The 24841-nt window shown below is 42.7% G+C and carries 22 protein-coding genes and 2 pseudogenes; 21 read left to right on the plus strand and 3 right to left on the minus strand.

The genetic code is table 11. The features are described 5' to 3' along the window. Positions 1 to 137: 137 nt before the first annotated feature. A pseudogene (locus NSU15_RS11815) lies at positions 138 to 3290 on the plus strand (X2-like carbohydrate binding domain-containing protein); the annotation flags it as partial. Between the two features lie 33 nt (positions 3291 to 3323). Continuing rightward, positions 3324 to 4046 (plus strand): annotated as a pseudogene (locus NSU15_RS11820) (X2-like carbohydrate binding domain-containing protein); the annotation flags it as partial. Between the two features lie 343 nt (positions 4047 to 4389). Here the strand turns inward: NSU15_RS11820 and NSU15_RS11825 are convergent. Further along, positions 4390 to 5130, minus strand: coding sequence for an SDR family NAD(P)-dependent oxidoreductase (locus NSU15_RS11825; RefSeq protein ID WP_339290522.1), 741 nt, complete (start codon positions 5128 to 5130; stop codon positions 4390 to 4392). Between the two features lie 130 nt (positions 5131 to 5260). Here NSU15_RS11825 and NSU15_RS11830 point away from each other — a divergent pair, with 130 nt between their 5' ends. Both NSU15_RS11830 and NSU15_RS11835 read left to right on the plus strand, forming a co-directional pair. Further along, positions 5261 to 6154 (plus strand): LysR family transcriptional regulator, encoded by an 894-nt coding sequence (locus NSU15_RS11830; protein ID WP_339290523.1) that lies wholly within the window; start codon positions 5261 to 5263, stop codon positions 6152 to 6154. 391 nt (positions 6155 to 6545) lie between these two features. After that, complete coding sequence (locus NSU15_RS11835; RefSeq protein ID WP_042126673.1) at positions 6546 to 7262, plus strand: SAM-dependent methyltransferase; 717 nt, start codon at positions 6546 to 6548, stop codon at positions 7260 to 7262. A gap of 93 nt (positions 7263 to 7355) precedes the next feature. On the opposite strand, the gene NSU15_RS11840 is transcribed toward NSU15_RS11835, so the two are convergent. Continuing rightward, positions 7356 to 8570 (minus strand): MFS transporter, encoded by a 1215-nt coding sequence (locus NSU15_RS11840; RefSeq protein ID WP_339290525.1) that lies wholly within the window; start codon positions 8568 to 8570, stop codon positions 7356 to 7358. A 174-nt stretch (positions 8571 to 8744) separates the two neighbouring features. Between NSU15_RS11840 and NSU15_RS11845 the strand changes: the two genes are divergently transcribed. From NSU15_RS11845 to NSU15_RS11875, 7 genes are all read left to right on the plus strand, one after another. Then, complete coding sequence (locus NSU15_RS11845) at positions 8745 to 9191, plus strand: GyrI-like domain-containing protein (protein WP_076117777.1); 447 nt, start codon at positions 8745 to 8747, stop codon at positions 9189 to 9191. Beyond that, complete coding sequence (locus tag NSU15_RS11850; RefSeq protein ID WP_339290527.1) at positions 9188 to 10150, plus strand: phosphotransferase; 963 nt, start codon at positions 9188 to 9190, stop codon at positions 10148 to 10150. The genes NSU15_RS11845 and NSU15_RS11850 overlap by 4 nt, the downstream gene beginning before the upstream one ends. Positions 10151 to 10210: 60 nt before the next feature. Continuing rightward, the gene (locus NSU15_RS11855; RefSeq protein ID WP_339290529.1) at positions 10211 to 10696 is read left to right on the plus strand and encodes a DUF3888 domain-containing protein; all 486 of its coding nucleotides are present in this window, start codon (positions 10211 to 10213) and stop codon (positions 10694 to 10696) included. A gap of 322 nt (positions 10697 to 11018) precedes the next feature. Further along, positions 11019 to 11288 carry a hypothetical protein gene (locus NSU15_RS11860; protein WP_339290531.1) on the plus strand — a complete coding sequence of 90 codons (270 nt, stop codon included), beginning with the start codon at positions 11019 to 11021 and terminating at the stop codon, positions 11286 to 11288. Next, on the plus strand, positions 11289 to 12431 hold the full coding sequence (gene dnaN / locus NSU15_RS11865; RefSeq protein WP_339290533.1) for a DNA polymerase III subunit beta: 1143 nt from the start codon (positions 11289 to 11291) through the stop codon (positions 12429 to 12431). Positions 12432 to 12517: 86 nt separating this feature from the next. Then, positions 12518 to 13402, plus strand: coding sequence for an EFR1 family ferrodoxin (locus NSU15_RS11870; RefSeq protein WP_339290535.1), 885 nt, complete (start codon positions 12518 to 12520; stop codon positions 13400 to 13402). Next, a complete protein-coding gene (locus NSU15_RS11875) occupies positions 13403 to 14029 on the plus strand; it encodes a hypothetical protein (protein WP_339290537.1) in 627 nt (208 codons plus the stop codon). A 102-nt stretch (positions 14030 to 14131) separates the two neighbouring features. Here NSU15_RS11875 and NSU15_RS11880 read toward each other — a convergent pair whose 3' ends face one another. Beyond that, positions 14132 to 14749: a nitroreductase family protein gene (locus NSU15_RS11880; RefSeq protein ID WP_042126687.1), complete on the minus strand. Its 618-nt coding sequence runs from the start codon at positions 14747 to 14749 to the stop codon at positions 14132 to 14134. 223 nt (positions 14750 to 14972) lie between these two features. On the opposite strand from NSU15_RS11880, the gene NSU15_RS11885 reads away from it, so the two are divergent. From NSU15_RS11885 to NSU15_RS11930, 10 genes are all read left to right on the plus strand, one after another. Then, complete coding sequence (locus NSU15_RS11885; protein ID WP_339290539.1) at positions 14973 to 15854, plus strand: DUF2785 domain-containing protein; 882 nt, start codon at positions 14973 to 14975, stop codon at positions 15852 to 15854. Between the two features lie 207 nt (positions 15855 to 16061). Then, positions 16062 to 16505 carry a DUF1641 domain-containing protein gene (locus tag NSU15_RS11890; RefSeq protein ID WP_076117762.1) on the plus strand — a complete coding sequence of 148 codons (444 nt, stop codon included), beginning with the start codon at positions 16062 to 16064 and terminating at the stop codon, positions 16503 to 16505. Between the two features lie 39 nt (positions 16506 to 16544). Then, positions 16545 to 17723 carry an NAD(P)/FAD-dependent oxidoreductase gene (locus NSU15_RS11895; RefSeq protein ID WP_042126690.1) on the plus strand — a complete coding sequence of 393 codons (1179 nt, stop codon included), beginning with the start codon at positions 16545 to 16547 and terminating at the stop codon, positions 17721 to 17723. 158 nt (positions 17724 to 17881) lie between these two features. Then, complete coding sequence (locus tag NSU15_RS11900; protein WP_339290543.1) at positions 17882 to 18514, plus strand: SGNH/GDSL hydrolase family protein; 633 nt, start codon at positions 17882 to 17884, stop codon at positions 18512 to 18514. Positions 18515 to 18836: 322 nt separating this feature from the next. Continuing rightward, a complete protein-coding gene (locus NSU15_RS11905; RefSeq protein ID WP_339290545.1) occupies positions 18837 to 19757 on the plus strand; it encodes a hypothetical protein in 921 nt (306 codons plus the stop codon). 32 nt (positions 19758 to 19789) lie between these two features. Then, entirely contained in the window at positions 19790 to 20536 is a 747-nt protein-coding gene (gene map, locus NSU15_RS11910) for a type I methionyl aminopeptidase (protein WP_339290547.1), read from the plus strand. 16 nt (positions 20537 to 20552) lie between these two features. Further along, positions 20553 to 21134 carry a DJ-1/PfpI family protein gene (locus NSU15_RS11915; protein WP_339290549.1) on the plus strand — a complete coding sequence of 194 codons (582 nt, stop codon included), beginning with the start codon at positions 20553 to 20555 and terminating at the stop codon, positions 21132 to 21134. A gap of 24 nt (positions 21135 to 21158) precedes the next feature. After that, positions 21159 to 21971 carry a hypothetical protein gene (locus tag NSU15_RS11920; protein WP_339290551.1) on the plus strand — a complete coding sequence of 271 codons (813 nt, stop codon included), beginning with the start codon at positions 21159 to 21161 and terminating at the stop codon, positions 21969 to 21971. A 123-nt stretch (positions 21972 to 22094) separates the two neighbouring features. After that, positions 22095 to 23354, plus strand: coding sequence for an MFS transporter (locus tag NSU15_RS11925; RefSeq protein WP_339290553.1), 1260 nt, complete (start codon positions 22095 to 22097; stop codon positions 23352 to 23354). Continuing rightward, a complete protein-coding gene (locus NSU15_RS11930; protein ID WP_339290555.1) occupies positions 23351 to 24655 on the plus strand; it encodes an ectonucleotide pyrophosphatase/phosphodiesterase in 1305 nt (434 codons plus the stop codon). Before NSU15_RS11925 ends, NSU15_RS11930 begins: the two co-directional genes overlap by 4 nt. The last annotated feature ends 186 nt before the right edge of the window (positions 24656 to 24841 follow it).

Here is a 24841-nt window from a genome sequence, read left to right on the forward strand (position 1 = left end):
TCATGTTTAGGGGGGAGGGAAGAAGCAGGGATACAGAGTAGGAGGAAAGCAAAAGCAAACCAATAAAATTGTAGGAGGCGTAAAACGTGATTCGTAATCGTATCCGAAAAACTGGATTGTTAATCCTGCTTGGCGCGATGGTAGGCTCTTTATTCTCTGCATTCCCAGCTACTACTCATGCGGCTGCAAGTGAACCTTACAATTGGAAGAGTGTTGTAACGGGGGCAGGCGGTGGCTTTGTACCCGGTATTATTTTTAATCAGTCCGAACCCAATTTAATCTATGCCAGAACAGATATCGGGGGTGCCTATCGCTGGAATCAGGCTACCTCTAGCTGGACTTCAATTAGTGACTCCGTGGGCTGGGTCGATTGGAATAAGAATGGTGTAGATGCCCTTGCTACAGATCCTATTGATCCGAACAAAGTGTATATGGCAACAGGTACTTATACTAACTCTTGGGATAATAACGGTCAGATTATGCGCTCTAATGACCGAGGTAACACTTGGCAAACCACTCCACTGCCTTTTAAAGTAGGTGGAAATATGCCGGGCCGATCTGCGGGTGAACGCCTTGTGATCGACCCGAATAAGAATAATATTTTATTCTTCGGAACAAGAAGTGGTAATGGGCTCTGGAAAAGTACGGACTCCGGTGTTACTTGGTCGAAGGTAACCTCCTTTACGAATGTAGGAACATATATTCAGAACCCGACATTGGATTATGGAAATGATCTCGTCGGCTTATCCTGGATTACATTCGATAAAAGTACAGGAACGCTTGGCAATGCGACTCAAACGATATATGTAGGGGTTGCCGATACAGCAAGCAGCGTATATAGGAGCACTGATGGAGGCGCGACTTGGACAGCTCTGGCTGGACAACCTACAGGATACTTGCCACATCATGGTGTGCTTTCCTCTACAGGTGATCTGTATATAACTTATAGCAATGGTGTAGGTCCTTATGACGGAAGTAAAGGTGAAGTTTGGAAATTCAATAAAACAAGCGGTGCATGGACGAACATCAGCCCTTCAACCGGAACGGATAATTGGTATGGCTTCGGTGGTTTGGCGGTGGATGCACAGAATCCTAACACAGTGATGGTATCCAGTTTAAACGCTTGGTGGCCTGATGAAGTGATTTTCCGCAGTACGAACGGTGGTGCAACATGGAGCCGAATTTGGGATTGGGGTAATTATCCAGAACGAACTTATAAGTTCAGTATGGATATCACAGCAGCACCTTGGCTCGATCATGGAACGACTTCGACCTCTCTTGATCCATCACCAAAACTGGGCTGGATGATGGGCGATCTGGAAATTGATCCTTTCAACTCTAACCGGATGATGTATGGTACGGGGGCCACTATTTATGGCTCAAACAATTTGACCTCATGGGATACCGGAGGCAAGGTAAATATCTCTGTTATGGCAAAGGGTGTGGAGGAAACTGCAGTATTAGGCCTGATAAGCCCGCCAACTGGAACGTCCCATTTGATCACTGCGCTTGGTGACGTATCTGGTTTCCGGCATGAGGATTTGTCGGTAGCTCCAACTAAATTCCAGACCAGTCCTTCATGGGCAACAACGATGAGTATTGATTATGCTGAGCTGAGCCCCTCCTACATGGTTCGGGTAGGGAGTGCGGATAAAGAAAAATCCCCAAGCATGAAGTCTATCGGTATCTCTAATGATGGTGGAGTGAACTGGTACATGCCAAATTCCGAACCGTCCAATGGAAACAAAACAACGGTGGGGCATGGACAAGTAGCTGTATCTGCGAGTGGTAACTCCATTCTGTGGAGCACCTCGGATATTGGTGTGTACTACTCCAAAACTTCAGGTAATTCTTGGACAGCAAGCGCCGGTTTACCTGCTGGAGCAAAAGTAGCATCTGATCGAGTGAATACAAACAAATTCTACGGATTCTTTGCTGGAATCTTCTATGTTAGTGTGGATGGCGGAGCTACATTTACGGCCACTTCAGCTTCAGGGTTCCCAACCAATGATGTGGCTGGATTACAGCCGAATGAAGCTCAGATCAGCATGAAGGCAGTACCGGGCATTGAAGGCGACATCTGGTTTGCTGGAGGGAACACGACAGAGAATAAATATGGTTTGTGGCACTCCACGAACTCTGGTGCGAGCTTTACGAAATTAACAAATGTACAAGAAGCTGATCTGATCGGTTATGGAAAGGCTGCGCCGGGTCAAACTTACATGGCGCTGTACACGGTAGCGAAGATTGATGGCGTGCGGGGCGTCTTCCGTTCTGATGATGTTGGCGCAACATGGGTTCGTATTAATGACGATGCCCACCAATATGCCAAAATCAATATGGCGATTACTGGTGACCCAAGAATTTATGGACGTGTGTATCTCGGAACGAATGGCCGAGGTACCTTGTATGCAGATCCTGTGAATGCACCCGTTACAGGATCAACCATTACGCCGACAGCAGCAAGCTTCGATAAGAAAACAGCGAATCAAGCAGACGTTGCAGTAACTATGACGCTCAATGGAAATACGCTGAGTACGATCAAGAACGGAACAGCAACATTGGTTGCTGGGACAGATTACACGGTCAGCGGATCGACAGTGACGATTAAGAAGTCTTATCTAGCTACGCAAGCGGTGGGAACGACCACGCTGACGTTCAGCTTTAGCGCGGGAGCTACGCAATCCTTAGGGATTGCGGTATCGGATACAACAACACCTGTATCCAACTCCACGATAACGCCGACAGCAGCAAGCTTCGATAAGAAAACAGCGAATCAAGCAGACGTTGCAGTAACTATGACGCTCAATGGAAATACGCTGAGTACGATCAAGAACGGAACAGCAACATTGGTTGCTGGGACAGATTACACGGTCAGCGGATCGACAGTGACGATTAAGAAGTCTTATCTAGCTACGCAAGAGGTGGGAACGACCACGCTGACGTTCAGCTTTAGCGCGGGAGCTACTCAATCGTTGGCGGTTTCGGTATCAGATACGACAACACCCGTATCCAACTCCACAATAACGCCGACAACAGCAAGCTTTGATAAGAAAACAGCGAATCAAGCAGACGTTGCAGTATCTATGACGCTCAATGGAAATACGCTGAGTACGATCAAGAACGGAACAGCAACATTGGTTGCTGGGACAGATTACACAGTCAGCGGATCGACTGCGACGATTAAAAAGTCGTATCTGGCAACGCAAGCGGTGGGAACGACCACGCTGACGTTTAGCTTTAGCGCAGGGGCTGCACAATCGTTGGCGGTTGCGGTATCGGATACGACAACACCCGTATCCAACTCAACGATAACGCCATCAACCGCAGGCTTTGACAAGAAAACAGCGAATCAAGCAGACGTCGCAGTAACGCTGACGTTGAACGGAAATACGCTGAGCACGATCAAAAATGGAACAGCCAATCTCGTAGCGGGAACAGATTATGTGATCAGCGGATCGATTGTGACGATTAAAAAGTCGTATCTGGCAACGCAAGCAGTAGGAACGACCACATTGACTTTTGAGTTTAGTGCAGGGGCCACACAATCCTTGGTTGTCACCATTTCAGATACGACAGTAGCTCCGTCAGCAGCACTAAAGGTACAGATGTATAACGGATCATTGTCTGCTTCCGGAAATACGTTGAATCCAAAGTTCAAGCTGGTGAACACGAGCACAAGCGCAATTACGCTCTCTGATGTGAAATTAAGATACTATTACACAATTGATGAAGAAAAGCCGCAAAGCTTCTTCTGTGATTGGTCGCAGGTCGGAAGCGCGAATGTAACTGGAACGTTTGTGAAGCTGCCAACCGCTAAGTCGGATGCGGATTATTATTTGGAGGTCGGATTCACAAGTGCAGCGGGTACACTTGCTGCTGGTGCAAGTATCGATATTCAGGTGCGTGTGTCTAAAAATGACTGGACGAATTACACTCAAACCGGTGATTACTCCTTTAATGCGGTGGATACCAATTATGTGGACTGGACTAAAGCGCCAGCTTACGTCTCAGGAAGTCTGATTTGGGGTAGTGAGCCTAACTAAAAACATCACCAATATTTATGCAATAGAGGCTGTTCTAGAAGTAGAAAATTCTACTTTTGGGGCAGCTTCTATCTTTATAAAATAGACCAAACGACGATCGTGTGAGCTAGAGAGGAATTAGGGAATAACTCCCTGAAAATAGCCGATTTTAGCCTTAAATGAACGAAAACAGGGAATTCCTCCCTAAAAATCAGGGGGATTTCTTTATTTTCCAGCAAATCATCTAAATTATAGGGAGGTTTTCCGTAATTACTATTTGGATGAGTGGATTTGTCAGATTTATAGGGAGAAATTCCCTAATTATTCTATCGGCGCTTCAATTGATATGCCATTTGTTTTGTTGTTATAACGTTTGACCACTATCTACCGTAATGATCTGTCCGGTCATTGCTTCCTGTTCCAGTGTTGCGCAGACGAATTGAGCGATATCCTCAGTGGATGAAATACGCCGGAGCAGTAAATTAGGCGCTAATTTATGCATTTGTTCTTCTCGACCAGACCACCATCTGGTAGCAACAGCTCCCGGAGCGACACAGTTAACTCTAATATTAGGAGCCAGGGCGTGGGCTAAAGATTTTGTAAGACCATGAACAGCAGCTTTGGAGACCGCATAAGGAAGGGAAGAGCCTAAGCCGGTTTGTCCGGCGATACTGCCGAGATTGACGATGGCGCCTGAGGTACTTTTGTTCATATACGGCGCCACTGCTCTGGCGCAGAAGAACATGCCTTTCACATTTACATCATAGAGTTCATCCCATACCTCTTCCGTAGCTTTTTCCAGATCACCTAGCGCAATATGTTTAGTAATACTAGCGTTATTCACCAGCAGATCTACCGTTCCAAAATGCTGAATGATCAAATTCACCATACTCCGTACTTCCTGATCCTTAGAAACATCAGCTTGTACTGCTATGGCTTGCCCCCCTTGATTTACAATCATATTCACCGTTTCTTTGGCCTCTACCTCGGATTTAGAATAGTTCACTGCCACACGGGCTCCGCGTCGGGCTAATTCCAAGCTTACAGCCTTGCCAATTCCAGTACATCCACCAGTTACTAATGCTACTTTATTGTTAAGATCCATCTCATTCACTCCTTAGGTTGGCATATGTGTTTGATATAGAGTATTCTATAGTGAATATTGGATTTCGTATAATTGAATTAAATGAAGGTTTGGTTCAATTTATTTGAACTGAATGGCGGGGGTCACTAGAATGGATCTAAAAACAATAAAAGCCTTTCAAACCATCGTGATTTCAGGAAGCTTTAACCGTGCAGCAGAAGAATTGAATTATGCCCAATCGACTGTTACGATGCAAATGCAGAGGCTTGAATCCGACTTAGGCTGTCAACTGCTTGAGCGTGGAAAACAAATTAGCTTAACCGATGCGGGTAGATTGTTTTATGAACAGAGCTTACATATTGTTAAGGATATGGAGCGGCTTCAGAGTCAGTTGGCTGATTTAAAAATAGGCGAGGCTGGCAACGTCCGCATAGGGGTAACGGATCCTACGGCGAGCTATCGGTTGCCGCAGCTGTTAAGCAGTTTTATGACGCGGTTTCCGAAAATAAAAGTTTCTGTGGAGATTGCGGGAACCGGAGCACTCAGTGAACTACTTTTGCGAGGCGAAATTGATATGGCAGTTTGTTCCGGACCAGAGCTGGGTAAGGAGCTTTATTTTGAACCCTTATTTGCAGAGGAATTTGTGTTACTTATGCCAGAAGCGCATCCCCTTGCTTCCAAGGAGAGTATCACGCCAGAGGATTTACGGGATCATCGATTACTTATAACGGCAGTGAACTGTCCTTATCGCAAAAAATTAGAAAGTGTGCTGCAGGAATCAGGCGGAGCACCATTAGATACTATGGAGATTGGTAGCATGACGGCTCTGAAATATTTTGTGGAAAGTGGTTTAGGTGTCGCTCTTGTCCCTGAGATTGTGCTGAAACCGGCACTTGCAGGAACGGTGGTACGGAAGCTGGAGGGAAGGGTGATTGATATGACCTGCGGTATCCTATGTAAACTTTCGGATTATCCACTCAAGCTTGCGAGCTCCAGATTGTATCATTTTTTAAAGCAGGAATTAACCTCGACAAGGATATTTTGAATTTTAAACGAATTGTATGTATTAGGAAAAAATAGAAAGGGCGGTGCTTGATGTTTTTAAGGAGAAAATTCAGTTTCTGGTTTTCGATTATTAGTATCATCATCTGTCTGTGCGATTATTTGGGGATCGAGATCGCAAACATCATTCTTGTACGACTTAATCCCATTATAGATACGCTGATTTTTACGAAGCCCTTTGCAAACTGGATGGTTGATGTTAATAATACAGAATGGGCTGCCAGCAGTATATTAATTAGCGTCAGATTTCCCACGTATCTCATTCATTTTGGAACGTTCCTAATTTTAGGACTTCTTATAGATTATCTTATTCATATATTTAAACAGAAGTAAAAAGTGAGCCTATTAGCCGAGATGAGGAAAGGTGAGATGAGATGAGCGGAGCAGAGGGAAAGCTTGAGTTGGAGAGGATTGTTTTTATAGGAAGGACCTTTGAGGAATATTTGCAGATGTTCAATTTGAAAGAGGCGGATCTTATGGGCGGGCGGATTTTGGACTGTCCTGCGGGTGCCTGTTCTTTTACAGCGATATCGAATCAGCTCGGGAGTGAGGTAACGGCTGCCGATATTGCTTATTATTACTCTGCGGATGAGCTTGCAGACAAAGGTATTCAAGATATCGAGCATGCTATGTCTGAACTGGAAAAGGTACAAGGTAACTTTGTGTGGGACTACTTCGGGTCTATAGCGGATCTTACACAAGCGAGGAATAGGGCTTTGAACGATAACACCAATGATCGGAGACAAACCCCGGAGCGATATATTCCTGTGGTTTTACCTGATCTGCCTTTTAATGATGAGGCTTTTGATCTGACGTTGTCTGCACACTTCCTGTTTATGTATAGTGATCGGCTGGACTATGATTTTCATCTAAGGACCGTTAATGAACTTATGCGGGTGACGAGGGGAGAGCTTCGTATTTTCCCTTTAGTTGATCTGTGTTGCAAAAGATATGAGCATTTAGATCGCCTTATCGTTGAGATGGTTCACCAAGGTTTCGCTGTGGAGGAGATGGAGGTTCCTTATGAATTTCAAAAAGGGGCAAATCAGATGCTAAGCATTAGAAGAATGAAGCCACAAGATAATAGATAGCTATAGTTTGTTAAAATAAAAACGAGGGCATCCCTAAGCCATTTTCATCGCTTGGGAGACACCCTCGTTTTTAAATATAGTCCTATAAAAAATTTACGCCATTTTCTCTTTACGTTCCGCTACATAACAAGCAATACCAAGTACCAGACCGAGTCCTACCAGAACCGCACCGACCCATGGCAGCGAAGTAATTGCCAGATGAGAAATGACCCATCCACCAATGAAGGCACCTGTTGCGTTTCCGAGATTCCCTGCCGAGTGGCTGGTTGTAGAAGCAAGTGCAGGAGCGGCTTGAGCCAGACTCATGATTCGTATTTGTAATCCTGGCATGACCGCGAAGGACACCATACCCCAGAAGAATATTGTGATGACCGCAGCTACTGGACTATGCATTGTGAAGGAAAAGATCGTAAGAATGACACTAACCGCGAAATAAAGTCCCACAATAGAAGGCATCAGCTTCCAATCTGCAAGCTTCCCGCCAACGATATTCCCGATGGTAACACCACAGCCGAAGAGAACTAGAATCCATGTCACACTATGCTCGGCAAAGCCGGTAACTTCCATTAGCAGTGGCGCTATATAAGTGAATACCGTGAACAAGCTGGCGTTACCAAGCGCACCGATCAGTAAGAATAGAAGCAATTTAGGATTAGCTAGCGCAGAAATTTGTTGGATTACACTAGCAGGTTTGTCTTGTTTAATCTTTGGTATGAAAATAAGAATGCCGATTAGCGCAGCGACTCCCATGACTGCAATCGCAGCAAATGAGGCGCGCCAGCCCATATTTTGCCCAATAAATGTTCCTAGAGGGACACCGACGATATTAGCAATCGTTAGACCAGCCATCATAATGGATACGGCTCCGGCCCGCCTATTGGGCTTGACCAGATTAGAAGCGATCACTGCCCCAACGCCAAAGAAAGTCCCATGTGTTAAAGCTGTAATGATACGAGCTACCATAAGAACGGCATAGTTTGGAGCAAATACAGAGATTCCGTTGCCTAGAATAAATAATACCATGAGCAGGCATAACAGTTTCTTTTGCGGGATTCGTTGTGTAAGGATGGTTAGGATAGGGGCGCCGACGGCTACCCCAAGGGCATACATCGTGATAAGCTGGCCTGCAGTTGAAATACTAACCTGTAAATCCTTGGCTACATTTGGTAAAATACCCATAATGACAAATTCAGTCATTCCAATCGCAAAAGCGCCTACCGTAAGCGAAAGAATAGAGATGGGAAAAGGTTCTTTGCGTGTTTTTTCCACACGGGCTGGTTCCTTGTTGAGGTTTGGAATTGCGTTCATGGTGCCGATGTTCAACCTTTCTTCTGTCTGTAATGAAGCTCCACCCTTATTAAGATGATAGATCCGACATGTAGTACTGCTTTATATTATTTAGTTTTCTGAAAATATTTTCAAGAGAAATATTTATTTCAAATAGTTTTCATTTTAAATCATCATTGAAGGGATGGATTATTCATGCTGGTTGAAGGCCAAGTCCGAGTACTTGAATTACCGGAAATGAAGCTGGTAGGTTTAAGTATTACTTCTTCTTTTGTAGGACACGATCCGGAAAGAGTAGAAGCGATGAAGCAAGAATTTAATAGAAGAAAAGATGAAATCAGTCATATCATTCACGCTGAACGTTATCTTAGCCCACATTTTTCTACCGAAAATTTATTTACTTATATGATCTGTATGGAAGTGGAGGAGCTCACAAATGTTCCTGAGGGCATGCTTGGTTTTGCAATCCCGGCTCATCAGTATGCTCATGTAAGATCCAAAGGTGATCCCTATGATGAACTTCATAGTTATGTGAGGAATAATGATTTGCAGAGTAATGATCGTGCTTTGGCTATAGAAATCTACCAGTTTGCTAATCCTACGTGGCCTGATGAGGTTGATGTGTACATTCCATTGCGATGAGAAATAATTATAAGCAAGCAGCTTTAACAGCGCTCCAGCACTTTGATCTCGATTGGACGCAGATTCGTTTCAATCAACGATCGGACACTTGCACTTTTGTAATAGAGACTAATAATGAGGGGACTTTCTTACTGCGTCTTCATTCGGGGAGGTCAAAAGAGGAAATTAACTCTGAAATCGCATGGCTGGAGCTTTTGAAGAGCAAAATGGATGTACCTCTGCCAAAAGGCGTGCATGATCGCACAGGTTCTGTTACGTTCAAAGTGGAGCAAGGTAATGGGGACGGCGTATATGCATCGTTAATGCGCTGGGTCGAAGGTGAACATGCGAATGAAGGACTTAATGAAGAACAAATTTATAAAGAAGGTGTATTATTAGCGAAGCTACATAAAGCGGCGCAAGAGCTTGAGTTACCCCCAGGCTTTAATCGTCCTGTTTGGGATGAACATAGTTTTAGAAAAGCAATGCTCCGTTTAAAACTGCACTACCATAGTTTTCTTACAGATGATGAGTTCGTGCTGTATCAGTCTGCGGCTGAGAGATTATACGGCTGGTTAAGCAAGCAGCATAAATATAAGAACAGAAGAACTTATGGGGTCATCCATGGTGATTTACATCAAGGGAATATCATTTTTAAAGAGGGGGAACCTCGACCGATTGATTTTGGAAGATGTGGCTGGGGATATTATCTTTATGACGTGGCACACACTATACTAGGACTGTATCCCTTACAAAGAGAGCTGGTCATTAAGGGCTACGAGAGCATTGGCAAGCTTGATGGGGAGTGGTTGCAGACTTTAGAGCATTTTACGGTCATGGTCATGATCGAGAATTATTGCCATCACGCACCCGATCCTAGAGAAACCGACGGACTGAAAGCAGAACAGCCTTATGCGCAAGCGATTCTAAGGAATTATCTGAAGGGAGATCCCTTTCTTTTTAATACAATTGAGATTTAACGTATAAAAATAGGGCCTCTTTGGGGAATTTATAAAAAGTTCCCTAAGGAGGCTGTTTTGATGAAAAAAAGCTGGATTGCTCCTCTTCTTATCGCAGTTTTGCTCTTTCTGGGGCAACAACCTTGCTCCGCTAATGGGTTGGTTCAATCGCAAGCCGAGGCTCCGTCCAGATCTGATTCGGGACCGAAGCTTCCAGATCAGGATTCGCGCGAACTTATGTTTCAAGATATGTTAATGACATTTCTATCACCCTATATTGACAAAAAAATCGCTGAAATTTATGCGCCACTTTTGAGAGAATCGCCAATGGTTTATCCTTACTTTGTGGATGTGACTGAGGTGAAGCGGATCAATGGTTTTCGTGGGTTTGATTTCTTGATTACACTTAACGTATATCCTACAGTAGGTCCACATATTTCAGTTGGAGAAGATACCATGACTTTTAGAATTTCTTCTGGTCCTAAGGTAAAGCTTGAATCGTTCAAGCATCTAAAAGACCCTAATAAGTCAGACTTCCCGCCAAATTATCAGAATATCTTAAGATAGTGCGGTTGTGAGGTAAGATATTATCATGAGTAGGGAGTTCTGGGATAAAGATGATCGGAGCAGTAGGGAAGGGAGTCCTTGGGAGATGGTGAGTGATAGGGAATAAGGTGCTTAGTCACTTTTAGTTGCAGAGAATCACTTTACATCGCTCGGGCAGCACAATGTATAAATATAGATGTATAAAGTGCAATTCACACACTCCGATCTTGGGGTGTTTTTTTATGTTTCGAATGATGGTGGAATAAGGGCGATTATGATATTATGAAAATAGCAGGTATATTGATTTAAGTTACTAAAATCAAAAAAAAGAAGGTGCGAGGGAATGAGTGATCATAAATTCGAAGATGAGGATAAAGTCAAAGTAGGTTTAGCTACAAAAGACGGGCAATTAGGGTTTCTTTTTACAAGGGGAGGTCTTCGGGAAGGAGCAGGTAGAAAAAGCACCGGCATAACTAAAAAGGTATCATTGACGTTATCTGAGGACGTTTGGCAGGAGATAGAGCAGGCTTGTGAGGAACAGAACGCATCTCGCTCCCAAGTATTTCGGAACATTATTGAGGCACATTTTGTAATGGAATCTAAGGAGAGTTAGGTGAAGTCTTTGCTAATCCATGTATCAAAAGATTCTCTTATTACCGCATTACAGGCAGTATCAAAAGCCATATCCGCGAATAGCTCCTCACGTGTTCTATCAGGAATACTTATTCAGGCGCAAACTCAGGGGCTGATAATAACAGCGAGCAATATAAGAATGACCATTGAATATAAGCTCCCTGTGAAGAGGGATTCGGTGGTTGTACACAACACAGGTGAGATCGTAGTACCCGCGCGTTATTTTTATGAGATCATTCGTAAGCTTGATCCTGGACTTATTAGGCTGAAAATCGCAGCATCATTGATGCTAAACATTCAATCAGGGAACACTCAATTTCGTTTATGTGGAATGGATGCGGCAGAGTTTCCGAGAATCCAATACATAGATCATCCAAACATTCAAAGGATAAGTATGAATAACACTCTCTTGAAGCAAATATTTAAAAGAGTGGTTTTTGCGGTCTCTTCATCGGAAACCAGACCTGTGCTCACAGGAGTATCTCTTCAAATTGATAGGCGAAATATTCGTGTAGTTGCCACTGATGGTATTCGTCTCGCCCAGCATGTTGTTGAAAGCGTAGAAGATTACGGTGCAATATCTTTGGATGTTGTAATTCCGGGCAGCACCCTGGAGGATCTTATAAAAATATTAAACGATGATGCAGACAGCAGCACCGAATTAGAAATAGGGCCTAAGCAAATCAGATTTATTTCTAATGGGTTGAGGGTTCAGTCTGCCCTTCTAGAAGGAACCTATCCCTCTGTCAATAATTTAATCCCGAAAGCGTACCTTTCCGAAGTGATTGTTAAGACAGCACGTTTGCTACATGTGGTTGAACGTATTTCTATATTGGCTGGTGAGAGTGTTATGCTGAGCCTACTTCCTTCTCACATGCTAAGTTTAGTGTCCAAGACTTCAGAAATTGGGGATGTAAAAGAAGAGATTCCTTTAGAGTATCTAGAAGGTGATCATTTTCGAGCAGCAGTTAACGGAAAGTATTTCCGGGACATCCTTCGGGCGATTGATAGTGAGACGCTTAGAATCAGGTTCGCGGGCAAAGAAAGGCCGCTGGTGATCCTGCCTGTAGACGCATCTACGTCTACACTTTTTTTAATTACTCCTGTGAGGACGCACGATTGAGTATATGATTATGCACTATAATCCCACTTCAACTTCACAGCTTTCTTTGCTGGGGATGAGGTATATTTGCTCTGGGAGGGGATGGCATGCATAATGCGAAGACGGCTATATTTTATTTCTCAGGTACTGGAAATACGGAGATTATTGCTAAGCAATTTACTGAAGCACTCAGAAGTAGCGGACAAGACGTAGATTTGTTTAGAATGGAAGATGTTCTAAAAGGCACTCGTTCTGTCGAATATGAATCCTACGACCTTATTGGGATTGGTCATCCGGTTCTAGGTTTTGGCGCATCCGGATTTGTCGAACGTTTTGTAGAACAGCTACCTGATTGTAATGGAACTCCGGCTTTTGTATTCAAGACAGCCTCTTCTCCACACTATATTAATAACGGTGCTTCGAATACTGTACTTCGTTATTTACGTAAGAAGGGATTTACACCTTTCCACAATTCCATTTTGGCGATGCCATGCAATTTTTATATAAAATATGATGATAGATTGAATAAGCAGTTATATCAGGTCGCTCAGCGTAAGGTGAAATTATTTGCAGAGGAAATCATGAATCGGATTCCACGGAACCTGCGGATTCATCCTGTGCTGGAGGGAGTTCTGAGAACGGTATATTATTGTGAGGAACATCAAGGGGGGAAATACTTCGCCAAAGGATTGCGAACAACAGACTCTTGCACACGATGTTTGAAATGCGTTAGAAGCTGTCCAACTTCTAATATTAGCAATAGCGCAGATGGGATTATATTCGGTCAAAGTTGCTTATTATGTATGCGTTGTGTTTATTCTTGTCCTCAGAAGGCGATCCAAGCGACAAGGCTTAAGGCCAGCGTTGTAGATCCCTATACTGGAGGTTCAAAACTTCATAATCTAATGAAGGATTCTGAGAATGATGGACGGTTTATAACTCCAAAGTCCAAGGGTTATTACAAGCATTTTATTAAATACTTGGAGGATTGAATGATGAATCTGTTTAAGATAGGATCGAAACCGCTGGGGATAGAGCTGATGGCTGCATTTTTGGAGGATAATTATGTCAGTATCGGCTACCCGGGAATAGGGGATTTGGAGAACATCAGTATAGAAGAGCTGCGTGAACGGTTGCTTCGTACTTATCAATACAGTGAGCTGGAGCTTACAGAACATGTGCAAGCCATTCACCTGTTCGTAAATACAATGCAGGATGGCGATTATGTGCTGGTGTGTGATGGAGACTGGGTACATCTAGGTGATCTTGGCGATTATTTTTACAACGAATTATATGACACGCCTGACAACGGCACATGCCATCGAAGAGGTGTAACTTGGCTGAATAGTCTTCCGATAATCGACCTAAACGAAGAAGTGAAAGAGTTTCTTAGCGATAGTGGATTAGCTGAGCAGTATAAGGGGCCAATACCTAGCGCTCGTGTGGATCTGTGGATTAAAGGGTCTTATGCTTCAGAGCAAGCGGTGAATCATCAAGTGCTTGTGGATGATGAGACACTCTCTATTGCGCTCGGTATTTTGAAGAAAGCTCTAGTCAGTGAAGATGTAGAACGACAAGAACGAGCTGCGATTGCAATTCTTCAGTACGCTAAGCAGTGAAGAAAGGTTTCAGATCCACAGCCTCATTAAAAAGCGTTCCATCCGTTATTCAAACCTCGGATGGAACGCTTTTGTCATAATATTGTTATGCTTCTATAATACTCAGATAAATTCAACGAATTCATTGACCGGTTTACGATAGCCGCGTGGTCTGATTTTATGTTTCTTGTCTTTGCCGATAGTGATCAGCATAACAGGTACCATATGATCGGGTAGATTTAAAGTGGATTGAATGGCTTCCGGATCAAAGCCGATCATCGGGCAGGTATCCCAGCCTTTATCTTTGGCAATCAGCATGAAGTGCATGGCAGACAGAGAAGCATTCCGTATAGCTTCATCTCTTTGAAAAGCATCATTTCCTGAATAAGCATTGTTAATTGTTTCTATCTCTGCATCATAATCCTCTTGGCTCATCGCCCCTAAAGCTTTGAGTCCTCCGTAAATTTCTGGAGCCTTCAGATAAGCATTCTTATCTCCGAGCACCACAATTACCGCTGAGGAAGAGTGTATTTTATATTGACCGTAAGCTGCCTTACGAATCTCTTCTTTCAAATTCTCATCAGAAACGACTTTATAGTTTGTATGTTGAAGATTATAAGCCGATGGTGCCAATCTGGCGTAAGAGAACATTTCCTCTAGTTCATTCTGAGGGATCTTTACCCCTTCAACAAAATTCATCGCAGACCTACGGGATTCAATCAAATCTGTAAAAGTGCTCATGAGTTATTCCTCCATATGTGTATGTATTTGCTTTTTAATTATAAACAAGTGACATTTATAAATAAACTAACTATTTGTTACTAACTCAAAATAGCACAGTTAATTATTTTCGTCAATGATTAAATTCTCACTTCATGTAGCTTAAGTCTTCTAAGTACTTGGAGTGTATGAAGAATAAATACTATGTTGTAAAATATTAGGATGTAAATTAGGATACTAGGATATGCAAAATGCTTTTATAAATGAAAGGGTGGGAATGTTGAACGATACTAGAGAGCAGTTGATCATAGACCTGCAAAGAATTGAAGAGAACGATTATGAGCTTAGAAGTGGAGAGCAGCTAAGGGATTATGTGAAGCTGATGCTTGAGTACATAGGAGATCCACAGCCGGAGCTGCGAGATAATTTGATCTATTCCACCTTCTACAAATGGACGAACGAGAAACAATGGTTTAGTGATGCAGAGCTTCGTGAACTTCTCTTGATTCTCCTTGACGAGCAGCATTTGTTCTATCACATTGGCAGCAAAGAGGATCAGGCTGTGTTCACAAGAACGTTTTCTGTTCTGGTCGTTGCACTTATTCTTCAGCGGCATAGGGAAAAGGCTTTTTTAGATAGCGCTGAGTTTACAAATGTGAAGGAAGCTCTGATTAGATATTATGAGGAAGAACAGGATTTACGAGGATTTATGCAAGAAGAAGGCTGGGCGCACGCTGCAGCGCATGGTGCAGATGCCTTGGATGAACTGGTATTGTGCTCGGAGAGTGATGCTGCAATCAGGGAAGAGGTTCTGGCGGTCATCCAAAGAATGCTTTACAACAATCATCAGTACATTTTTAGCGATGAAGAAGATGAACGGATGGCTACGATTGTAGCTACAATCATAGATCATCATTTACTTCCGCAGCAGTCAATTGTCGACTGGGTCAGCAGCTTGGAGCAATGTGGTGGGTGGCCAAGAAGTCGCAACAAGTATGTTGCTCGTGTGAATACAAAGAATTTCCTTCGTTCTCTTTACTTTAGGTTGCTTCCAACAATGAAGAATCAGGATATGGTGAACGCTTTATTGAAGTCGGAGATGAAATTAAATGAATTTACACAATAAGTATTTAATCACCTAAGCGTATATAAAAAATATCGAAAATTTTAATCAATCGATTTTAATGTAATAAAAATCACAAAACTTTAGAAAAATTCAAAAACTTTGTGACATTTATAACTTGATAAGTGCTATAATAGAAATATGGCGTTAAAAGTTATTATTTTTTATTACTATTAAGCAGCAAAGCTTATTTGCAGAGGAGATTCGGATATGTCAGAAACAATCACTCAAACAACCCCTGAACAAGAATCACCAAAATTAGCTGTTACTCAAGAACAAATGAATGTTCTTGAGCAGCTATTGAAGCCTGAAGTTCAGGAATCGTTAACTGTCTTAGTAGAACAGTTGCCAAAATTAACAGAGCTTGTCGGCGTGCTCACAAAGTCATATGACTTTGTTCAAACTGTCGCTGCGGATGAAGTCTTGAAAAGTGATACGGTAAGTGCAATTAAAGAGCTTGCTGAACCTGTGGTGCATTCTGCGAAGAATATGGCAGCTACAGTGATCGAAGCGCAAGATCGTGCGAATGAAAGTAGCGATGTGATCGGTGTATTTGGTCTAATGAAGATGATGAAAGATCCACAAGCACAAAAGCTTTTCCGTTTTGTAAATGCTTATCTTCAAGTTGCCGGCGAACGCAGTCAGCAGAAATAATATTTTTTATATCTCATTCGTAAGGACGGAGGAAACATCATGTCTAAACATATTGTCATTCTAGGAGCAGGTTATGGTGGTTTACTAAGCGCCTTGACTGTACGCAAGTACCTAAAGAAAGACGAAGCTAAAATTACAGTCGTTAATCAATATCCTACTCATCAAATTATTACAGAATTGCATCGTCTTGCAGCAGGTAGTGTTGCAGAAGGTGCTGTTGCTATGCCGCTAGCTAAGCTTTTTGCAGGTAAAGATATCGACCTGAAAATTGCAAAAGTTAATTCTTTTTCTGTTGAGAACAAACAAATTACACTATCTGATGGTGTGACATTATCCTACGATGCTTTGGTTGTGGGTCTTGGAAGCACAACAGCTTATTTTGGCATTCCAGGTCTTGAGCAATACAGCATGGTCTTGAAATCTGCAGCGGATGCTAACAGAATTCATCGTCACATTGACGAACGTATCCGTGAATATGCAAAGTCTAAAAATCCAGCGGATGCAAGCATTCTAATCGGCGGCGGTGGCTTAACAGGTGTTGAACTGGTTGGTGAAATCGCTGATGTGTTGCCAACACTCACTAAGAAATATGGTGTGGATCCTAAAGAAATTAAACTGATGCTGGTTGAAGCAGGTCCTAAGATTCTTCCGGTATTGCCAGATGCACTGATCGAACGCGCAGTGGCAAGCTTAGAAAAACGTGGTGTACAATTCTTGACAGGTCTACCTGTGACGAATGTAGCAGATAATGTAATTGACTTGAAAGACGGTCAAAAAATTGTTGCTAACACATTTGTATGGACGGGCGGCGTACAAGGAAATCCACTGATTGGTGAGTCCGGTCTTGAAGTGAACCGTGGTCGTGCAACGGTAAATGAATTCCTGCAATCCACCTCACACAAAGACGTATTCGTTGCTGGTGACAGCGCCGTAGTCTTTGCTGAGGATGGTCGTCCATATCCACCTACTGCACAAATCGCTTGGCAAATGGGTGAATTGATCGGTTACAATCTTTATGCGTACTTGAAGGACAAATCTTTTGAATCCTTTAGTCCGATCAACTCAGGTACTCTTGCGAGCTTAGGCCGTAAAGACGGTGTGGCCATCGTTGGTGCAAGCTCTACTCCGCTAAAAGGATTACCAGCAACCTTGATGAAGGAAGCCAGTAATATTCGTTACTTGTCCCACATTAAAGGATTGTTTAGCTTAGCTTATTAATTTATGATTGGAAAACCTGCTCTGAATTGAGCAGGTTTTTTTGTTGATCTCTAGTGGTTTCTACCATGAATTGTAAACGTTATCCTAGTACGCAGTATTCGTTTTTGCTATAATAGATTGGCTAATATTAACAAAGGGAAATAGAGGAGGATTACGTGATGTTATTCCGGCAAAACGATGTCATTCTGTTTCAAGGCGACAGCATAACGGATTGGGGTCGTAATTATGAAGATGCTTCATCGCTTGGTGTAGGTTATGCATTGATGATCGCCGCTCGTCTGGGGCATTTATATCCTGAGAAGAATCTTACGTTCTATAATCGTGGAATTAGCGGCAACCGTGCAGTAGATTTGCAGGGACGCTGGGAGAAGGATTGCCTGAATCTTAAGCCGACTTGGGTGTCCATATATATTGGTATTAACGACACTTGGCGCCGCTTTGATTCTGGTCAGGAAACAACGCCTGAACAATTTGAAGCTGCGTATCGTGACCTGATCGAGCGCACGCAGCATTCGCTCGCTGCTAAATTAGTCCTAATAGAGCCATTCGTGTTGCCTGTTCCTGAAGATCGTAAAGCTTGGCGCCAGGATCTGGACCCGAAAATTCACATTGTACGGGAACTGGCGCGTGAATATGGTGCATTGCTTGTTCCACTGGATGGCCTGTTTGCTGCGGCATCTGTAAAAGCAGAACCTGCTTATTGGGCTCCGGATGGAGTACATCCATCACCTGCAGGCCATGCCCTTATTGCAGATGCTTGGCTTAAGACGGTAGGCGTAACTAAAGCTTAGTCGGCAGATCATATCACAACATGTTTACTTGATTCTATAAGACTAGAACCACTCATTAAAGGAGCAGGTTATAGTCTTTTTTTTAAATATAAGAATTTATATGTTCCATGCTATAAATTATCGCGAAAGCGTTTATGCTTGTAACGGTTCGGAAAGATGATTTCTTTATATTTATGGACGCTGTTATAATTAGGTTATGTTTCTTTTCTTGGAGGTGGTTCGCATTAGGAAATTACTATGGGTTGTACCCTTGTTCTTGGTTGCTCTTTTAAGCGGGTGTAAGAATGATGTGGGCTTCATCAATGCAAGGTGGATCGCCGGAGTGTCTTTAACTCCTGTAACAACTAGTGATCAGAACCAAGTTGATCGACCCGAACATTTTGAGACCCTAATACTGAAGGACTCCGCTCTGATTAAGGCGCTTTCGGAGGCTATGAACAAGAGCAATAAATTATTGGGAGAGCTGGATTGGGCTCCTGAATTTAAAATGAAGCTTGTTTATGGTGATGGCTACTCGAAGGATTATTACATAGCAATAGGTGATGAACCCGGCTATAAAGGAGTATTTACTACAGCTGAGAATAGTGGTCAGGGCTACTCGATTCCGGTGAAGAACGCAGATCAAATAAGAAAACTCATCTATGGAACAGCAGATCAGGCGAACATCGAACAGACGGAGTCGCTGGAGTCTTCTGTTAAGGTTACTGGTCCAGTAACGATATCACATAATGATCTCTATCCCTTAACTAATAGAACTGGATTCTTGAATCTGCAGCTTTTAGATGGAACCTACAGTGAGGATTGGACAATACCAGGTCCGTTGATGGGAAGGAATTGGAGTGGCAGATTTGGGCTTGTTCTTATCGATAATCAAGGGAGAACTTTGAATAGCTTTCCACTCAGTGAACATTTTGAGGATCCCATAATATTTAATGATTTTTTTCAAATTCAGTTTGAGGACTATAATGGCGACGGCGATCCGGATTTTACGATTGGTCAGTACGGAACAAGTAACGGTTACTTCTACAAGCTATTTACGCTTACAAAAAATAACAGTATAGAGGAATTAGAGATTAAACCAGACTCTGATTTGTTTATCAGCAGTCCTAAGGGGTATTCGATAAAGCTCGATAAAGTCGATGATCATAGCTTCAAGAGAAGTTATTACGATAACGCAGCAGGTAAACAGATGGAAGATATTTTTCAGTGGAATGGAAGTGTATTTCAGAAGTTAGACAAGTGATTCATACCAGAAGTGAGAGGAATGTGTGATAGATGACGAGTGATACCATACAGGATTTAGAAGGGCTAAAAGCCATAGGGAAAGTAGTAGGACATACCATCGCCGAGATGAAAAAGAAAGTAACTCCCGGTATGACAACAGCGGAGCTTGATAAGATTGGAGCTGAAATTCTAGCGGAATTCGGAGCATCCTCAGCCCCAATGAAAACGTATAATTTTCCAGGCAGCACCTGCATCAGTGTGAATGAAGAGGTTGCTCATGGGATTCCTGGTCCTAGAGTGATTAATGCCGGAGATTTGATCAATATTGATGTATCTGCTGAACTGAATGGTTATTATGGGGACGCCGGGGTTTCTTTTCAATTGCCTCCCTATAATGATGATATTTTGCGTCTGTGCCAGAGTACAGAGGAAACTATGATGAGTGTGATCAATCATCTGAGAGCAGGGATGAAGGTCAATGAGATTGGCAGAATGATGGAGCTAGAAGCTCGAAAACGCGGCTATAGAGTGGTACGTAATCTGTGCAGCCACGGGATTGGCAAATCACTCCATGAGAAGCCGTTTGAAATCTTACCTTTCTATAATCCAAGAGTGACTACTGTGTTAAAAGAGGGACAGGTGATTACGGTTGAACCCTTCCTCTCTACTGGGGCGGATTACGTGGAGCAGCAGTCGGATGGATGGACACTAAGTGTCGTAGACAATGGCCGGGTAGCACAGTTTGAACATACAATTATCGTGACGAAAGGTGAGCCTATTATTCTAACCAAGCCATAAAGAGGAGAGTGCGGATTTGAAAATCGCCTTTATACTTTTTGACGGGATTACGTTCTTGGATTTTGCCGGGTTCTATGATGTTATTTATCGATTGGGGCAATTTGAAATCGGTAAAGATTTGTCTTGGGATATTTGTGCAGCTTCGGAGGAAATGAAGGATGAGTTAGGATTCACAGTTAAAGCTGGAAAAGTGCTGCCAGAGCTTTCGGAGTATGACATGGTGTTTGTGCCTGGAGGGATGGGGACACGGAAACTCCGTTATGATGAAGCTTTTGTCTTGTGGATTGCAGGTGCCTACAATGTTCCTTATAAGGTGTCGGTCTGCACAGGCTCACTGCTGCTTGGGGCTGCGGGGTTGCTAGAAGGGAAAAAAGCCACTACCCATCCATCTGCCTATGAATTACTAAAACCTTACTGTGATGAAGTTGTGGAGACCCGTATTGTGCATGATGGTAATGTAATTACAGGCGGTGGAGTTTCCACTTCCATTGATCTGGGGTTATATCTGATTTCACACTTGGCAGGAGAAGCAGCTATGAATTCGGTAAAAAAGCAGATTGATTATCCATATGAGATGCAGGGGATTGTTCAAATCTAAAGGTAAATACCGGAGGGACCAGAGATGGCTGGACAAAAAATGATGATTATGTTGTTTCAGCAATGGGTAAGCGATAAGGAGCAGTGGGTAGAGCTTAGAGATTTGCTGATGAAGGAGAGCAATCTTCCCGGACCACGTGTGAATTTGGAGCTCTCAGGCAATTTTGCCAAACATTTTGCCCATCCTAAACTAACAGAAACAGACTGGGAGTTTCTTAATTCATGGGCTAATCTTACAGAGGCAGAAGCTGGGGTGAATGATCCCCGTGAGTTTCTGCCGTTTTGCGCGGTTAGAGCGCTGGGTGCTTATTACAGCTACGCTGAAGAAGCGAAGCAAATTATGATTCAGAGCATCATTAAGACAGCTATGAATGACTCCAGATGGAGGATGCGTGAAGCTTCTGCTATGGCGCTGCAAAGTATAGGGGAGGATGGTTTTTCCCTTGTCAGGCAGCTGATCGGCATGTGGGAGAAGGGTGCGAATAGGCTTGAACAACGAGCTTTTGTAGCAGCGTTAGCGCATCCTCCTCTTTTGAAAAAGAAAGAGAATACGCTTTATTGTCTTCAGTTGGCTACTCGAATCATGGAGAGTGTGGGTAGTGGGGAAGTACAATATGAGGACGCTGAGCATTTTCGTGTGTTATCTAAAGGACTTGAATACAGCTTAAGTGTATTTGTGGCGAGTGAACCTGAAGAGGGTTTTGCCATGCTTGAGAAATTCGCTAAGAGTCGAGATATCCGAATAATTAAGATTGTGAAGAGTAATCTTGGTAAGTCACGTTTGAGTAAAAAGTATGCTCTACAGGTTGCTGAGATCCTCGACAGTTTGACAATATAGGAGAGGACATAATGATCAGCTCTCCATTGAAATCATGAAGTGTAGTAGTTTTACATACATTTAACATGCCACATATCCTTAAGTGATATAACAGAAGGAACTAGGTGAAAAGGTGGCTGTTAGATGAAACTAAGTAAAGAGGAAAAATCATGGATTTTATATGACTGTGGTAATTCGGCTTATTCGATGGCGGTTACAACGGCTTTACTGCCTATTGTATTTGGGATGTTTTCAAATGTGAACCGCAGCATGGATTTGGGGTATTTTAATTCCATTGCGAGTATTCTGGTAGCCATCCTTAGCCCGATTTTAGGGACGATGGCAGATTATAAGGATAAGAAAAAACGCTTCTTCATATTTTTCTCATTGATCGGCGTGATAGCTACTGCTTCGCTGGCTTTCGTTGCACCTGCGAGTGGGCAGTGGCAGTTATTGATTGTATTTTATATTTTGTCAGTCATAGGTTTTGCGGGAGCCAATATTTTTTATGATTCTTTTCTGGTGGATGTAACCACTGATGAAAGGATGGATAAGGTATCTTCAAAAGGATTTGCTTTTGGATATATCGCCAGCGTCATTCCATTTGGTATTAGTCTACTACTGATTCTGTTTATGGGGATGGATAAATCGATTGGTTATCAGATTGGGTTTATAATCACTGCCCTTTGGTGGGGACTGTTGACCATGCCTATGATCAAGGATGTGCAACAGAGATATTACATTGAGCCTGAACCGAAACCGATTATTAATAGCTTTAAAAGACTGGGAGACACATTCAAGAATGTCAGACAGCATAAAGTGGTATTTGTATTCTTAATTGCTTACTTCCTCTATATTGATGGGGTAGATACGATTATTAAAATGGTAGTGCCATATGCAACATCGGTTCTGGGTGCGGATGCTTTTGATACCTTTACTTTACTGGGTATCTTATTAGTTATCCAGATCATCGCATTTCCGTGTGCTATCCTGTATGGTAATCTCGCCAAAAAATACTCAGCTAGAACGATGATCATCGTGGGGATTTTTACATATATCATTTCCTGTATCGCGGCTTACTTTATCACTTCAGTGTGGCATATATTTATTCTGGGTGCACTAATTGGTTCTGCCCAGGGAGGGATTCAGGCGCTCAGCAGATCTTATTATGCGAAGATCATTCCTAAGGAAAAATCTAATGAATTCTTCGGATTCTACAATATCTTTGGCAAGTTTGCGGCGATTGTGGGTCCTGCTGTGATGTCTTTAACAACTACCTTAACAGGCAATGCTAAATTTAGTATTCTTGCGATTATCCCGCTATTTATTATTGGATTCTTCGTATTTATAACTTTACCAAAAGAGCCGTCTGAACATAATGAAACCAAGGGGTTTAACCTATGATGTCAAGCAAAGAACAAGCGGCAAAGGCCAAACATCTGATTGTCATCTCTTATGATGCCTTTTCAGAAGACCAATGGGAAATGGCCAGCCGTCTTCCGAACTTATCGAAATTGATTAAGAGCGGAGCGTATAGCAATAAATTGAAAAGTGTATATCCCACGCTCACTTATGTGGTGCACACTACGATAGCGACCGGTGTATATCCAGATAAACATGGCATCCATCACAACAATCCATTTCAGCCGTTTGTGAGGGAAAAGGAGCAGAGCTGGTTCTGGTTTAGAAATGCGATAAAGGTGCCCACAATTTACGATGCTGCGCGCGAGCATAACATGAGTACCGCTGGCATCCTCTGGCCGGTATCAGGGAAATCCTCAATCCAATACAATATTCCTGAAATCAGAGCCATCAAAAAAGAAAATCAGGCACTGAAGGTGTTAAAAAGCGGGAGCGCTTTATATTGTATCGAGATGGAGCTAAAATATGGCAGGCTTCGAAAAGGGATCGAGCAGCCCTATCTGGATGACTTCACGACAAAGTGTGCGATAGAAACGATTAAGCATAAAAAGCCTAATCTTCTCATGATGCATTTGATTGATCTGGATGACGCCAAGCATGTTTACGGCACTGACAGCGATGAAGTGAAGCGGGTAATCACACGTATGGATAAACGGCTAGGCGATATTATGCAAGCGGTGGATGAAGCCGGGATAAAGGATGACACAGTTTTTTTAGTTTTGGGTGACCATGGCCAGTTCAATGTGAGGTACAAAGTGCATTTGAACAACCTTTTGCAGGAAAAAGGGCTGATCTATGAAGAGAACGGCGAAATGCAGTGGAGAGCTTACTTTCAGTGTGGGGGTGGAGCGGCTTATCTGCATATCAAACAGGGGGATGAAGAAGCTGAACGGTTAGCGTTAGCTGTGATTCGGGATGATATGAAAGACGAAGCTTCTGGAATAGAGGAATTGTATGCTAGAGAGGAGCTGGATCATCTTCATGTGGGCCAATCTGCTAAGTATATGCTTGAAGCTAAGAGAGGCTATTGTTTCGATGAGAGCATGGATGAACCGACGATTGTTGATTTGGACAAACGAGGAATCAAATATGCTACTCACGGCTATTCTCCCGACAAAGAGGATTATAGATGCAACTTGGTAATATCTGGGACTAATATTAAAAGTGATTTTCCTATAGGGGATCTCAAAATGGTAGATATAGCCCCTACGATGGCGAAGATTTTAGGGATTGATTTTAATCCTTGTGACGGAAGAGCTGTAGATGAAATTTTCATTTATTAAAGCAAGCTGTGAGAAAAGCATTTATTATTACTAGATAACGCGTTGGTAGAGAAAAGTCGTCTCTCACCAGCGCGTTATTTGTTTACCTGGAAGGAGGAGAGCTTGTACTTGGTATAGATTAAATATAGATAAAGTCGGGATATTTACTTGAGAGATATCCATATACAATGGAATTAAATTGAACTT

It is taken from the genome of Paenibacillus sp. FSL E2-0201 (assembly GCF_037963325.1).
Taxonomy (GTDB): Bacteria; Bacillota; Bacilli; order Paenibacillales; family Paenibacillaceae; genus Paenibacillus_AQ.